This is a genomic window from Kitasatospora sp. NPDC049258 (assembly GCF_040678895.1).
Lineage (GTDB): Bacteria > Actinomycetota > Actinomycetes > Streptomycetales > Streptomycetaceae > Kitasatospora.
Map to the genome: position 1 here is coordinate 11,821 of NZ_JBFAQT010000037.1, position 14,177 is coordinate 25,997.

A 14,177-nucleotide genomic window follows, 5' to 3' on the forward strand; every position below is an offset into this window, starting at 1 on the left:
CCCGGCCGCGAGGAAGGACGCCTCGTCAGGCGTCGGTCTTGGCCAGCTCGGGGCTGGTGGCGGCCGCCTCGACGGGCGCGGTGGCCGGCTTGATCCTGCGGATCGCGAACGGCACGGCGGCGGCGACCAGGCACATCACGGCGGCCGTCCAGAAGGCGTGCTTGTAGGCGTCCAGGGTGGGCAGCAGCACCGGGATCGGCAGGCCCTTGATGGTGTCGCCGGTCAGGATGGCGCCCATCACGGCGGTGCCGACGGCGCCACCGACGGTGCGCAGCACCGCGTTCATGCCGTTGGCGATACCGCTCTGCTCGACCGGGACGGCGCCGTTGATGTACGCCGGCATGGCGGCGTAGGCGAGGCCGACGCCGAGGCCGAAGACGGCGGAGGCGGTGTAGATGTCGCCCTCGGCGCTGTGCCGCAGGGCCAGGTAGGCCATCGAGACGGCGCCGAGCACGCCGCCGAGCACCAGCGGCAGCCGCGGACCGCGACGGGCGATCAGCAGCGCGCCGACCGGGGCGGCGATCATCGAGCCGACCGCGGAGGGGAGCAGCATGACGCCGGCGTGCAGCACGGTCGCGGTGAAGCCGTAGTGGGCGAGCTTCTCGGGGGTCTGGGCGAAGTTGCTGATGACCAGGAAGGAGCCGTACATCCCGAAGCCGATCAGCAGGCCGGAGATGTTGGTGAAGGCGACGGCGGGGAGGGACATCATCTTCATGTCCACCAGCGGGTGGCTGACCTTGGTCTCGATGATGATCCAGACCAGCGCGACCACGGCCGCGACGGCGAACAGGCCCAGGGTCTTGTTGGAGGTCCAGCCCCAGTTGTTGCCCTGGCTCACGGCGACCAGCAGGGCGGAGAGCCAGCCGGCCAGGGTGAGCGCGCCGAGCGGGTCGGCGCCGCCCTCCTTGTCGACCACCGGGTCCTTGGGCACCCGCAGGGCGACCAGAGCGACCGCGATCAGGCCGAAGATCAGGCCCATCCAGAAGATGGACTTGTAGCTCCAGTGCTCCAGCAGCAGGCCGGTGGCGACCAGGCCGAGGCCGCTGCCGACGCCCATCGAGGCGCTGATCATCGCGACGCCGCCGGTGACCTTCTCCCGGGGGAGCTCGTCGCGGACGATGCTGATGGCCAGCGGCAGCACACCACCGCCGGCGCCCTGCAGGACGCGGGCCACGACCAGCCAGGTGAACGAGTGGGTGCCGACCGCGAGCGCGGAGCCGGCCACCAGACCGGCCAGCGAGACCAGCAGCATCGGCTTGCGGCCGCGCAGGTCGCCGAACCGGCCGAGCAGCGGGGTGAGGACGGCGGCCGAGAGCAGGTTGGCCGTCATCAGCCAGGTGATGTTGGAGCCGGAGACGTTCAGTTCCTTGGCCAGCGAGGGCAGGATCGGGACGACTGCGGTCTGCACCACGCTGAACGCCAGCATGGCCAGCACGAGGGCGGGGAGCACCCGGGCGCTGGTCGGCTTGTCGGCCGTGATGGCGGGCTGTGATGCCTCACTCACGGTTCTTCCTCCGGTTCTGGCCGCCCGAAGCGCGGTGCTTCAGGCACGAGATAGTGAATCGAATGAAGTAACCATGCCGCTGAATAGTTCAGTATGTCAAATATCGATCGGTGAAGCTTCAGCAAAGCCGAGGTCCCGTCCCCGCGAGTGCGGGGACGGGACCTCGATCGGGCGGCGGGCCCGGGGTGGTGACGCCGGCTCAGGACGGCCGCAGCGGCTCCGGCCGGTGGGTGTCCGGCATCGGTCCGGCGGCCGGGGCCGACCGCTGCGCCGGACCGGCCGGCGGGGTGTCCGGGGCGGCGGGGGTGGTGCTGTCGTGGATCTCCACCTGCTCGCGCCGCAGCTCCTCGCGGACCACGGCCTCCTCGGTGTAGCGCTCCACCACCAGGCGCACCCGCTCGATCGGCGCCAGGTACTTGCGCACCACCGGCCGCTCCTCCCGCAGGGTGACCTCCTGGACGCCCTCGGCGATCTCCTGCTCGGTCAGCGCGGCCCGCTCGGAATCGGTGACCGGGACCCGCTCCACCCGGACCCGCTCGCGGACCACCGGCACCTTGCGCTCCACCGGCTCGCTCGTGACGAACTTGCGCAGCCGGGCGGTGCCCAGCACGTGCCACTGGGTGGTGATGTCGAGGCGCTCCTCCCGGCAGGTGACCTCCACCGGGCCGCTCGGCGCGCTCGGCGCCGGGCCGGCCGGCCGCTCGGGCTCGGGCTGCCGCTCCGCGGGCCGCTCCTGCTCGGGCCGCTTCTCCTCCGGCATCCGGGTCTCGGGCGCGGGCCTCGGCGGCGCGGTGTGCAGCGCCGTGGCCATCGGGCTGCCGTGCACCATGGGCGCCTCGGCGGGTGCCGTCATCGGTACCGCCATCGGCACGGCGGTCGGCGGGGCCGAGCCGAAGGACGGCGGGGCGGTCATCGACGAGGACGCCGAGGACTCGGGCGGGGCCATCGTGGCCGGGCCGGAGGAGACCTTGCCGAAGTCCAGGTCCTTGCTGCGGTCGCCCGCCGCCACGGTCGCGGCCGCCGCGGTCGTCGCCGCTGCCGCCGAACCGTTGGAGGCCGGGACCGGCGGTGTCGGGCCGCCCGCGTCCAGGCCGTAGTAGCGGTAGAGCTGGAGCTCCTGCGCCGGGGAGAGGTGCTGGCCCACCCCGAAGTCCGGAGACTCCTTGATCAGCGACTTGTCGTACGGGACCCGCAACTCGTCGCCGGCGAACTCGCTGGTGGTCAGTGGGACGAAGGCGTCCCGGCCGAAGATCCCGGTCCGCACCGCGGCCCACTCAGGCTCGCCGGTGGCGTCGTCGAGGTACACCTCGTCGACCGTGCCGATCTTGTCACCGTTCCGGTCGACCGCCTTGTGTCCGATCAGGTCGCGCGGATCGATATCGGTCTGCACGCTGTCCTCCGTCCAACTGCTCCTGCGAATGGCCGTGAGGGGGCGGTCGAAGGAGCTGGCCGCCCGCCACTTCACACGAAAAGCCATCAATCGGACGTGGGCGACCCGGGCGCCGCCGTCCGGGGCACGGCGGCGCCGGATCCGCCGCCCCTGGCCCGTGATCCGCGGGAAACTCGCTGGTACCCTGGGCGGCGACCGCCGAGCCCGCTCGGGAGAGTCCCTGAGCCCGCCGAAGCCGGGCGTCAGGGCGCCGAAGGAGCAACTCCTCCCCGGAATCTCTCAGGCACCCGTACCGTGTGGGACAGGTCACTCTGGAAAGCAAGGCAGGACCGCCGGCGCGGGAGCCGACGGCACCACCTTCACCGACGGTGCAAGCCGGCGGGTGGCCTCCGGGCCTCCCGCGCGGGCGAAGCTCTCAGGTCCCGATGACAGAGGGGGAGGCCTGTCGGGTTCGTGCGCTCAAGGTTCCCCGCTGTCCCCACGGCGGTGACGACCGGTCGGCGTCCGCACCCCAGCCGGTCATCGACCAGGAGGCTTCGACCCCCATGAACGCCCAGCCGACCAACGGTCGCCGCAGCGACGCCACCCTCGCCGAGCTCGAGCAGGCCAGCCCCTTCGAGACCCGCCACATCGGCCCCGACGTCGCCGCCCAGGAGAAGATGCTGGCCCAGGTGGGCTACGGCTCCCTGGACGAGCTGTCCGACGCCGCCGTCCCGGACGCCATCAAGAGCCTGACCGCGCTGGGCCTGCCGGCCGGCCGCAGCGAGGCCCAGGTGCTCGCCGAGCTGCGCGCCCTCGCCGCCCGCAACCAGGTGTTCACCTCGATGATCGGCCTGGGCTACTACGGCACCTTCACCCCGCCGGTGATCCTGCGCAACGTGCTGGAGAACCCGGCCTGGTACACCGCCTACACCCCGTACCAGCCGGAGATCTCGCAGGGCCGGCTGGAGGCGCTGCTCAACTTCCAGACCCTGGTCTCCGACCTGACCGGCCTGGACACCTCCGGGTCCTCGCTGCTCGATGAGGGCACCGCCGCCGCCGAGGCGATGGCGCTGGCCCGCCGGGTCACCAAGGTCAAGGGCGGGGTCTTCCTGATCGACGCCGACACCCTGCCGCAGACCGTGGCGGTGATCGAGACCCGCGCCGTCCCGACCGGCGTCGAGGTGGTCGTCGCCGACCTGTCCGAGGGCATCCCGGCCGAGATCGCGGAGCGCGGCGTCTTCGGCGTGCTGCTCCAGTACCCCGGCGCCTCCGGCGTGGTGCGCGACCTGGCGCCGCTGATCCAGCAGGCGCACGGCCTCGGCGCGGTCGTCGCGGTCGCCGCCGACCTGCTGGCGCTGACCCTGCTGAAGTCGCCGGGCGAGCTCGGCGCCGACATCGCCTGCGGCACCTCGCAGCGGTTCGGCGTGCCGATGGGCTTCGGCGGCCCGCACGCCGGCTACCTGGCCGTGCGCGCCCAGTTCGCCCGCAACCTGCCCGGCCGCCTGGTCGGCGTGTCGGTCGACGTGGACGGCAACCGGGCCTACCGCCTGGCGCTGCAGACCCGCGAGCAGCACATCCGCCGCGAGAAGGCCACCAGCAACATCTGCACCGCCCAGGTGCTGCTCGCCGTGATGGCCTCGATGTACGCGGTCTACCACGGCCCCGACGGCCTGGCCGACATCGCCCGCCGCACCCACCGCTACGCCGCCGCCCTGGCCGAGGGCCTGCGGGCCGGCGGCGTCGAGCTCGCCCACGGCGCGTTCTTCGACACCGTCACCGCGCGCGTCCCCGGCCGCGCCGCCGAGGTGGTCGCCGCCGCGGCCGAGGCCGGGATCAACCTGTTCCGGGCCGGCGCCGACACCGTCTCGATCTCCTGCGACGAGACCACCACCCGGGAGCACCTGGCCGCCGTCTGGGCCGCCTTCGGCCTGAAGGACGTCAAGGTGGCCGAGGCCGCCGACACGCTGCCCGCCGGGCTGCTGCGCGCGGACGAGTACCTGACCCACCCGGTCTTCCACAGCCACCGCTCGGAGACCGCGATGCTGCGCTACCTGCGCCGCCTGTCGGACCGTGACTACGCGCTGGACCGCGGCATGATCCCGCTGGGCTCCTGCACCATGAAGCTCAACGCCACCACCGAGATGGAGCCGGTGACCTGGCCCGAGTTCGGCCAGCTGCACCCGTTCGCGCCGGTCGAGCAGGTCGGCGGCTTCCTCAGCCTGATCCGCGAGCTGGAGCAGCAGCTGGTCGAGGTGACCGGCTACGACGCCGTCTCGATCCAGCCGAACGCCGGCTCCCAGGGTGAGCTGGCCGGCCTGCTCGCGGTCCGCGCCTACCACCTGGCCAACGGCGACGCCGAGCGCGACGTCTGCCTGATCCCGTCCTCCGCGCACGGCACCAACGCGGCCTCCGCCGTGATGGCCGGCATGCGGGTGGTCGTGGTGAAGACCCTGGTCGACGGCGACGTGGACGTCGAGGACCTCAAGGCCAAGATCGAGCAGCACCGCGACCAGCTCTCGGTGCTGATGGTCACCTACCCGTCCACCCACGGCGTGTACGAGACCGAGATCACCCAGATCTGCGCCATGGTGCACGAGGCCGGCGGCCAGGTGTACGTGGACGGTGCCAACCTGAACGCCCTGGTCGGCCTCGCCAAGCCGGGCAAGTTCGGCGCGGACGTCTCGCACCTGAACCTGCACAAGACCTTCTGCATCCCGCACGGTGGCGGCGGCCCGGGCGTCGGCCCGGTCGCGGTGCGCGCGCACCTCGCGCCGTACCTGCCCAACCACCCGCTGCAGAGCGAGGCCGGCCCGGCCACCGGTGTCGGCCCGATCTCGGCCGCTCCCTGGGGCTCCGCCGCGATCCTGCCGATCTCCTGGGCGTACGTCCGGCTGATGGGCGGCGAGGGCCTCAAGCGCGCCACCCAGGTCGCGGTGCTGAACGCCAACTACATCGCCAAGCGGCTCGCCCCGCACTACCCCGTGCTCTACACCGGCCCCGGCGGCCTGGTCGCGCACGAGTGCATCATCGACCTGCGCCCGCTCACCAAGGAGACGGGGGTGAGCGTGGACGACATCGCCAAGCGTCTGATCGACTACGGCTTCCACGCCCCGACCATGTCCTTCCCGGTGGCCGGCACGCTGATGATCGAGCCCACCGAGTCCGAGGACCTGCACGAGATCGACCGGTTCTGCGCCGCGATGATCGAGATCCGCGCGGAGATCGAGAAGGTCGGCTCCGGTGCCTGGCCGGCCGAGGACAACCCGCTGCGCAACGCCCCGCACACCGCCGCCACCATGGCCGGTGACTGGGAGCACGCCTACAGCCGCCAGGAAGCCGTCTTCCCGGCCGGCGTCAACCCCGCCGACAAGTACTGGCCGCCGGTGAGCCGGATCGACGGCGCCTACGGCGACCGCAACCTGGTCTGCTCCTGCCCGCCGCTGGACGAGTACGGCGTCTGAGCCCGGTGAACCGAGGGCCCCGGAGGATCGACTCCTCCGGGGCCCTCGGCCTTGCCCGGTGCTCGCCCGGTGCTGCTGGGTCCGGCTCGGTGCCGCCGCGCGCCGTCAGAGCGCGGCGAGGGCCAGCGGCCGGTGCGGTGCGATCACCCGGCCGTCGGGCAGCAGCTCGCCGGTGTCCTCGAAGAGCAGGACGCCGTTGCACAACAGGCTCCACCCCTGGTCGGGGTGGAGCGCCACGGGGACGGCCGCCTCGCGGTCGGGGGAGTCGGCGGTAGGACACTCAGGTCGGTGCTGGCACATCGTTGTACCCTCGCTTCGCTCGCGATCCACACCCGCCGCACGGCCACCCCCCTGGGCGCCGCCCTGCCGGCGGATCCTGCCGGCCGGCTCAGGTGTGAACCGGCTCCGCACCGGGTAGGACAGCTGGTCCTCCGTGCTGGTTCCCAGTGTCGGCATCCGGATGCCCTCGCGCAGCCTTTTCGTGAGTTGCGCCACAGGTCCGGGCCGGAGACCACCCGACCGGCGGGTCCGTGGCCTTGCCGAACGCCGGACGGGCCATCCATGACTGACTCGAATCGGTCAGTCGCGAATGGCCCGTCCGGGTGGTGCCGGCGCGGGAGCCGGTGGGTGCGAGGTCAGGAACCGCCGAGCAGCACGGGGGTGGCGACGGGGGAGTGGTCGAGGGTGGCCAGCAACTCGGCCGCCGGGTAGATCCGGTGCGCGGTGACGCCCACCGGGGCCGGGGCGAGCGGGATGATCAGATCCTCGCCGGGGGCGGGGCTGTGTAGCCACAGCGCCGTCGCGTAGTGGCCCGGCATCGAGAGCAGCCTCGGCTGGTGCCGGGAGTGCGAGGCCTGGGCCAGCTGCCAGGCCTGCCGCAGCGCCCGCAGCGTGGAATCCAGGTAGGGGCCCGCCGTGAAGTGCGAGAAGGTGTGCCCACCAGGGTTTTCGACCACCTCGGCCGAGGCCGCGAACTCGCCGGCCCCGTTCTTGATCAGGAACCGCCACCCGGTGCGCCTCGCCTCGGTGGGACTCGCGCCGGGGTGCTCCAGCACGTACACCGCCAGGGGGTGGGCGGGCAGCAGCGGGCCGGGGCCGTGGCGCAGGACGGAGGCCGCCGGCTGGCGGAGTCCGGCCTCGGAGTCGAGGGCGGCCAGCACCGCGCGCAGTGCGCTGGGCGGGGGCTGAGGGGTCTGCATGGTCATGGTGAGTCGCCTCTCCGTGCGAGATCGGCGTGCGAGTGCGGCATACCGGCATGGCGTCGATGTGGCGGGGCCTGGCCATGTCCGGTTGGGCATGATCGCGGTGCGTGCGCGGGCCCGCCGTCGACCAGCCGATGTCGGCTGAAGGGTCGAGTGGCGGGCGACCGGGCCGGGGCGCAGTGCGAATTCTACTCGAACAGGTGCGCAGGGTGACCTTCTTATCACGTTCGGTGGTGCCGCACAAGTCGAGGTGTCACTGAAAGAGGGTCAGGATTCTTGTCCCGGCGACGTGTTCGAGTCGACGGGCTATCGATCTTCCGGATGGGCATATTGCTTGCACCGTCGACCGAGGGGTAGGGGAGAGCACCCATGGGCGAGAAGGTCGTGGCGACCCGCGCGGAGCTGTCCGACCGGCAGCTCTACCGCCGCAAGCTGCAGTCCTGTCTGGACGTGCTGGAACGGATGCTGCGCGAGCAGCGGTTCGACCGGCCGAGGGCGATGATGGGCCTGGAGATCGAGCTCAACCTGGTGGACGAGCAGGGCATGCCGGTGCTGGGGAACACCCGGGTGCTGCAGTCGATCGCCTCCGCCGACTTCCAGACCGAGCTCGGCCAGTTCAACGTCGAGGTGAACATCGCACCCCGGCGGCTGGGCGGTCATGTGCTGGAGGACCTGCGCGAGGAGGTCGACACCGGCCTGCGCTACGCCGACCGCAAGGCGGCCGAGGTCGGTGCCCGGATCGCCATGGTGGGGATCCTGCCGACCCTCGACCTGGACCACACCGGGGTCGAGGCGATGTCCCACAACGACCGGTACACCCTGCTCAGCGACCAGATCCTGGCCGCCCGCGGGGAGGACATCGCGCTGGACATCGAGGGGGTCGAGCACCTGGCCGTGGAGTCGGTCTCGATGGTGGCCGAGGCCGCCGCGACCTCGCTCCAGCTGCACCTTCAGGTCACCCCGGAGCGGTTCGCCTCGGTCTGGAACGCGGCCCAGGCGATCTCCTCCGTCCAGCTCGCGCTCGGCGCCAACTCGCCCTTCCTGTTCGGGCGGGAGCTCTGGCGCGAGACGCGCCCCGTGCTGTTCCAACAGGCCTGTGACACCCGTTCGGCCGAGCTCAAAGCGCAAGGTGTGCGCCCCATAACCTGGTTCGGCGAGCGCTGGGTCTCCTCGGTGCTCGACCTGTTCGCCGAGAACCTGCGCTACTTCCCGGCCCTGCTGCCGATCTGCGACGACGAGGACCCGGCCAAGGTGCTGGCCTCCGGCGGCGTGCCCAGGCTGGCCGAGATGCGGCTGCACAACGGCACCATCTACCGCTGGAACCGGCCGGTGTACGACATCGCGGACGGCGTGGCCCACCTGAGGGTGGAGAACCGCTGCCTGCCGGCCGGGCCGACGGTGGCCGACACCCTGGCCAACGCGGCCTTCTACTACGGTCTGGTCCGGGTGCTGGCCGAGCAGCCCCGGCCGATCTGGACCAGGCTGCCGTTCGCCCAGGCGGACGAGAACTTCCACACCGCCGCCCGGTACGGCATCGACGCGGTGCTGCACTGGCCGGGCCGGGGCCGCTCCGGCCGGGGCCCCGCCCCGGTCGCCGCCACCGACCTGGTGCTGAACGAGCTGCTGCCGCTGGCCTACCAGGGGCTGGACGAGTGGGGCATCGAGCCGGCCGACCGGGACCGCTACCTGGGCATCATCGAGCAGCGCTGCCTGCGCCGCACCAACGGCGCGGCCTGGCAGGCGGCCACCGTGCACCGGCTGCGCGAGCAGTTCGGGATGGACCCGCAGGCGGCGATCGCCGCGATGACCCGGCGCTACCTGGAGCACATGCGCGGGGGTGAGCCGGTGCACACCTGGCCGGTGGGGTAGCGGCCGCCGCCAGGGGCCGCGCGGGTGGCGCGCGGTGGGCGCTGCGGGTTCTCATCCGGCTGTGGAAGGATGATCGGCCCGGAGGTCGCTCAGGCCACCGGGCCTCGGGGAGTACCGGCCGCGGGGCAGGGCACCGCGCGCTGGAGACCAGGTGACGACCGCTTCGACCGAGTCCGACCCGGCGGGAGGGGCCGCCGTCGGCTCCCGCCGGCTGCTGGCCGTGGAACTCCTGATCGTCCTCGGCCTCTCGCTCGGGGCCAGCGGGCTCTCGGCGGCGATCAGCTTCGTCGGCTCGCTCACCGAGGCGGGCGCGCTCGGCCAGCAGGTCGCGGTGCTGAACGGTTCGCGCGCCCCGGGCCGCCCCTGGCTGGACCTGGCCTGGCAGCTCTACTACATCGCCCGCGGCCTGATGCCGGTGGTGCTGGTCGGCTACCTGCTGGTCCGCGAGGGCACCTCACTGCGGGTGCTCGGCTTCGACCTCACCCGCAAGCTGTCCGACCTGCGGCGCGGCGCGGCGGTGGCGGCCGTGATCGGCGGTACCGGCCTCGGGCTCTACCTGGCCGCGCAGGCGGCGGACGTCAACCTGACGGTGGCGCCCTCCGGGCTGCCCGACGTCTGGTGGCGGATCCCGGTGCTGGTCGCCTCGGCCTGGCAGAACGCGGTGCTGGAGGAGGTGGTCGTCCTCGGCTACCTGCTGCGCCGGCTGCGGCAGCTCGGCTGGAGCTGGCCCGCGATGGTGCTGGCCAGCTCGCTGCTGCGCGGCTCGTACCACCTGTACCAGGGGATCGGCGGGCTGGTCGGCAACATGGTGATGGGCGCGGTGTTCTGCCTGCTGTACCGCCGCTGGGGCCGGGTGATGCCGTTCGTGGTGGCGCACGCGCTGATCGACACGGTCGCCTTCGTCGGCTACGCCCTGCTGGCGGGCCACGTCGGCTGGCTGCCCACCGGCTGAGCCGCCCCGGGCTCCGGGAGGCCCGGGGCGGGCCGGCCGGTCAGCCGGCGGGCAGTGCCCGCAGCGTGCCGTCCAGCACGGTGACGGCGCGCCCGGCCAGCAGCACCCGGTCGCCGGTCACCTCGCAGCGCACCAGGCCGCCGCGGGGGGAGGCCTGGTACCCCGTGACCTTGGTCCGGCCGAGCTGCTGCGCCCAGTACGGCGCGAGCGCGGTGTGCGCGCTGCCGGTCACCGGGTCCTCGGCGATCCCGACGGCGGGGGCGAAGTAGCGCGAGACGAAGTCGTAGCCGGCGGCCGGATCGTCGGCCGGTGCGGTGATCAGGACGCCGCGGACCGGCAGCCGGGCCAGCGCGCCGAGATCCGGGCACAGCGCCCGTACGGCGTGCTCGCTGGGCAGCAGGATCAGGCAGTCGGCCAGCGCGCCGGTCTCGAACGCCGCCAGCACCGGCCGGCCGAGGGCCTGTTCGAGGCCGGGCGGCGGGTCGATCGGCAGGTGCGGGTTGGCGGGGAAGTCCAGGGTGATGGTGCCGTCCGCCTCGCACAGCGCGCGCAGCAGCCCGCCCCGGGTGTCGAACCGGACCCAGCCCTCGCCGAGCAGGCCGTCGGCGTGCAGCGCGTGCACCGTCGCCAGGGTGCCGTGGCCGCACAGGTTGACCTCCTCGACCGGGGTGAACCAGCGCAGGCCCCAGTCGGCCTCGCCACCGGGCAGCGGCAGGGCGAAAGCGGTCTCCGAGAGGTTCATCTCGGCGGCGATCCGGCGCATCTGCTCGGACCCGGGCCAGTCGGGCCCGTCGAGCAGGCAGACGGCGGCGGGGTTACCGCTGTACGCGCGGTCGGTGAAGGCGTCGATGATCCGGATTCGCATGCGGTGAATCTATCCCCGATCGGGTGGTGACCGACAATGCCAATCGACGGCCGGTGGACCGGCGCTCAGCCCGACCGGCGCAGCCGGCCGACCGCCGGCGGCCGGGACAGCAGCCGGTCCACGTGCCGGCGCTGCAGCCCCTGGCCGGGGTCGATCCGCAGCAGCAGCCGGTCCCGCCGCAGCACGGTGCGGCGCAGCAGGCTGGACGGGATGACGTCGTCGACCCAGGCGAACGGCCGGCCCCCGGCGTGCCGGACGATCGGTGCCCACTTGCGCCCCGAGAACAGGTCCAGCAGCGGCACCCGGGGGTCGTCGGGCCGGGGCACGTACCCGGTGAAGCGCACCACCGGCAGCGGGGGCAGGCCGAGCAGCGGGGCGATGTGCCGGTTGGCCTCCTCCTCCCAGGTGGTGGCCCAGACCAGGTCGTAGCGGCCGGACAGTTCGCGCAGCCACTCGCCGTGCCGGCCGGAGAGCAGCACGGTGAATCCGAGCAGGGCGTGGCTGTCGAACTCGGCCGCGCGGTGCGGGTGGAGCGGGTTGAGCACGCCGTCGACATCGAGGTACAGCAGCGGTCGGGGCACGGGTCTCCCCCCGGGCAGGCGGATGGTGCGTCACCCGGTCGGACGCACCGGCCGCGGGGACGGTTGCCCGCCGGCGGCTCAGCCCAGGTGGCCCCAGAGGAAGCTGAGCGTGCGCTGCCAGGCGATCCGGGCCTGCAGGGGGTCGTAGGCGCCGCCGGGGTTCTCGTCGTTCATGAAGGCGTGCCGCGCGGGGTAGAAGTGGATCTCCGGCCGCCGGTCGGTTGCCTCACCGATCCGGATCGCGGCCTCGTCCACGGCGGCCGGCGGGTAGGACCGGTCCTCCTCGGCGTAGTGGCCGAGCACGTGCGCGGTGAGGCCGCGGTAGTCGAACCCCGGGTCGTCGGGCAGCCCGTAGAAGGGCACCACGGCGGCCACCCGGTCGCCCTCCTGGGCGGCGAGCACCAGCGCCAGCCCGCCGCCGAAGCAGAACCCGGCGACCCCGACCGCGTCGCCCGCCACCCCGGGGTGCTCCAGCAGGAGGTCGACCGCGCCGCGCAGGTCCTGGGCCGCCTGCTCGGCCGGGAGTTCGGCCCGCATCCGGGCGGCCTCCTCGCGGTCGTGCGCGACCGCGCCGCCGTAGAGGTCGGGGGCCAGCGCGACGAAGCCCTCGGCGGCGAAGCGGTCGACCAGCGCGGCGATGTGGCTGGTCAGCCCCCACCACTCCTGGACCACCAGCAGGCCGGGGCCGACGCCCTGCGGCGGCAGCGCCAGATACCCGTGCGCGGTGTGCCCGTTGCTGGCGAAGGTGACGTTGTGCCGGGAACTGCCCATGGCCTCTCCGTCGGGGTGGGCCGCATGACGCGGCGGCCGGCGGGCTGCGGCTACCGCCCGCGGGGAGCATGCTACTTGCGGGGCGGCGCCGCTGTCCGGCATCCGCGCGAGGGGATGATCAGGCGTCAGCCCATCTCCTCGAGAGCCTTGCCCTTGGTCTCCCTGATGCAGAAGACGACGAACGGGATGGACAGCAGGGCGAAGCAGGCGTAGATCACGTAGGTGGCCGACAGGTTCCAGTCGGCGAGGTCCGGGAAGGTGACGGTGATCGCCCAGTTGGCGAGCCACTGCGCCGAGGCGGCCACCGAGAGGGCGAGTGCCCGGATCTTGTTCGGGAACATCTCGCCGAGCAGCACCCAGACCACCACGCCCCAGGAGAAGGCGAAGCAGAACACGAACACGTGGGCCGCCACCAGCGCCACCGTCGCGTAGGTGTCGTCCAGGGTCGCGGTGTCGCCGGTGCCCACCCGGTAGGAGAACGCCCAGGCGGCCGTGCCGAGCGAGAGCGCCATGCCGATCGAGCCGGCCAGCGCCAGCGGCTTGCGGCCGATCCGGTCGACCAGGGTCATCGCGAGAACCGTGCCGACCACGTTGACGATCGAGGTGGAGAGGCTGATCAGCAGCGAGTTGCTCTCGTTGATGCCGACCGACTGCCACAGGAAGGACGAGTAGTAGAAGATCACGTTGATGCCGACGAACTGCTGGAACACCGAGGCGCCGATGCCGACCCAGACGATCGGCAGCAGCCCGAAGCGACCGCCCAGCAGGTCCTTCGGGCCCGGCTTGTGCTCGCTGCGCAGCACCGCCTGGATCTCGTTCACCCGGGCGTCCAGGTCGACGTCCTCGCCCTCCACCTCCCGGAGCACCTCGCGGGCCTGCTGCTCCTGCCGGTTGGCGATCAGGAAGCGCGGGGACTCCGGGATGGCCAGCGCCATCCCGCCGTACACCAGGGCCGGGATGGTCTCCACGCCGAGCATCCACTGCCAGGCCTGGATGCCGCCCAGGTGGTTGGTGGAGTCGCCGCCGGCGGCCTGGTTCAGGGCGTAGTTGGCGAGCTGGGAGACGGTGATGCCGAGCACGATCGCCATCTGCTGGAAGGAGGCCAGCCGGCCGCGGTAGGCGGTGGGGGAGACCTCGGCGATGTAGGTCGGCGCGATCACCGAGGCGATGCCGATCGCGATGCCGCCGACCACCCGCCAGACCGCCAGCACCTGGATGCTGGGCGGGAACATCGAGCCGATGCCGCTGATCGCGAACAGTCCGGCGGCCAGCAGCATCGTCCTGACCCGGCCGAACTGGTCGGCCAGCCGGCCGGCCACCACCGCGCCGGCGGCCGAGCCGAGCAGTGCGATGGCCACCACGAAGGCGGTCTCGCCGTTGCCGACGCCGAAGTGCTTCTGGATGCCGGTCACCGCGCCGTTGATCACGGCGCTGTCGTAACCGAACAGGAAGCCGCCCATCGCGGCCGCCGCCGAGATGAAGACCACGTGCCCGAGGTGGGCCTGGCCGGCGTGCTGGGGTGGCGATGAGGTGGACAGGGCGAGCTCCCGGGATCCGACGGCCCGTCTGCTCGGCCGGGTGAACAGGAATCCTTCCCATT

11 protein-coding genes, 1 pseudogene and 1 riboswitch are annotated in these 14,177 nt (G+C 72.7%); of the genes and pseudogenes, 3 read left to right on the forward strand and 9 right to left on the reverse strand.

All coding sequences use genetic code 11. From position 1 onward, the window contains the following. Positions 1–25 precede the first annotated feature (25 nt). The 3 genes and pseudogenes from AB0K43_RS25025 to AB0K43_RS25035 form a co-directional block, all read right to left on the reverse strand. Complete coding sequence (locus AB0K43_RS25025) at positions 26–1,504, reverse strand: MFS transporter (protein ID WP_363643399.1); 1,479 nt, start codon at positions 1,502–1,504, stop codon at positions 26–28. A 199-nt stretch (positions 1,505–1,703) separates the two neighbouring features. After that, a complete protein-coding gene (locus AB0K43_RS25030; protein WP_363643494.1) occupies positions 1,704–2,450 on the reverse strand; it encodes a DUF2382 domain-containing protein in 747 nt (248 codons plus the stop codon). A gap of 117 nt (positions 2,451–2,567) precedes the next feature. Then, positions 2,568–2,894: pseudogene (locus AB0K43_RS25035) on the reverse strand (PRC-barrel domain-containing protein); the annotation flags it as partial. Between the two features lie 199 nt (positions 2,895–3,093). Beyond that, a riboswitch (glycine riboswitch) is annotated at positions 3,094–3,199 on the forward strand. A 240-nt stretch (positions 3,200–3,439) separates the two neighbouring features. On the opposite strand from AB0K43_RS25035, the gene gcvP reads away from it, so the two are divergent. Then, positions 3,440–6,337 carry an aminomethyl-transferring glycine dehydrogenase gene (gene gcvP, locus AB0K43_RS25040; RefSeq protein WP_363643400.1) on the forward strand — a complete coding sequence of 966 codons (2,898 nt, stop codon included), beginning with the start codon at positions 3,440–3,442 and terminating at the stop codon, positions 6,335–6,337. Between the two features lie 105 nt (positions 6,338–6,442). Here the strand turns inward: gcvP and AB0K43_RS25045 are convergent, their stop codons facing one another. Together AB0K43_RS25045 and AB0K43_RS25050 are read right to left on the reverse strand one after the other, a co-directional pair. Next, positions 6,443–6,637, reverse strand: a complete 195-nt coding sequence (locus AB0K43_RS25045) for a DUF5999 family protein (RefSeq protein WP_363643402.1) — start codon at positions 6,635–6,637, stop codon at positions 6,443–6,445. A gap of 335 nt (positions 6,638–6,972) precedes the next feature. Further along, positions 6,973–7,542 (reverse strand): hypothetical protein, encoded by a 570-nt coding sequence (locus tag AB0K43_RS25050; protein ID WP_363643404.1) that lies wholly within the window; start codon positions 7,540–7,542, stop codon positions 6,973–6,975. Between the two features lie 366 nt (positions 7,543–7,908). Here AB0K43_RS25050 and AB0K43_RS25055 point away from each other — a divergent pair, with 366 nt between their 5' ends. Together AB0K43_RS25055 and AB0K43_RS25060 are read left to right on the forward strand one after the other, a co-directional pair. Then, on the forward strand, positions 7,909–9,408 hold the full coding sequence (locus tag AB0K43_RS25055; protein ID WP_363643406.1) for a glutamate-cysteine ligase family protein: 1,500 nt from the start codon (positions 7,909–7,911) through the stop codon (positions 9,406–9,408). A gap of 151 nt (positions 9,409–9,559) precedes the next feature. Beyond that, complete coding sequence (locus AB0K43_RS25060; protein ID WP_363643408.1) at positions 9,560–10,360, forward strand: CPBP family intramembrane glutamic endopeptidase; 801 nt, start codon at positions 9,560–9,562, stop codon at positions 10,358–10,360. A gap of 40 nt (positions 10,361–10,400) precedes the next feature. On the opposite strand, the gene AB0K43_RS25065 is transcribed toward AB0K43_RS25060, so the two are convergent. The 4 genes from AB0K43_RS25065 to AB0K43_RS25080 form a co-directional block, all read right to left on the reverse strand. Next, complete coding sequence (locus AB0K43_RS25065) at positions 10,401–11,225, reverse strand: PhzF family phenazine biosynthesis protein (RefSeq protein WP_363643410.1); 825 nt, start codon at positions 11,223–11,225, stop codon at positions 10,401–10,403. A gap of 65 nt (positions 11,226–11,290) precedes the next feature. Beyond that, positions 11,291–11,806 carry an HAD domain-containing protein gene (locus tag AB0K43_RS25070; RefSeq protein WP_363643412.1) on the reverse strand — a complete coding sequence of 172 codons (516 nt, stop codon included), beginning with the start codon at positions 11,804–11,806 and terminating at the stop codon, positions 11,291–11,293. Positions 11,807–11,884: 78 nt separating this feature from the next. Next, positions 11,885–12,577: a dienelactone hydrolase family protein gene (locus AB0K43_RS25075; protein ID WP_363643414.1), complete on the reverse strand. Its 693-nt coding sequence runs from the start codon at positions 12,575–12,577 to the stop codon at positions 11,885–11,887. A gap of 125 nt (positions 12,578–12,702) precedes the next feature. Continuing rightward, positions 12,703–14,115, reverse strand: a complete 1,413-nt coding sequence (locus AB0K43_RS25080; protein WP_363643496.1) for a sugar porter family MFS transporter — start codon at positions 14,113–14,115, stop codon at positions 12,703–12,705. Positions 14,116–14,177 lie beyond the last annotated feature (62 nt).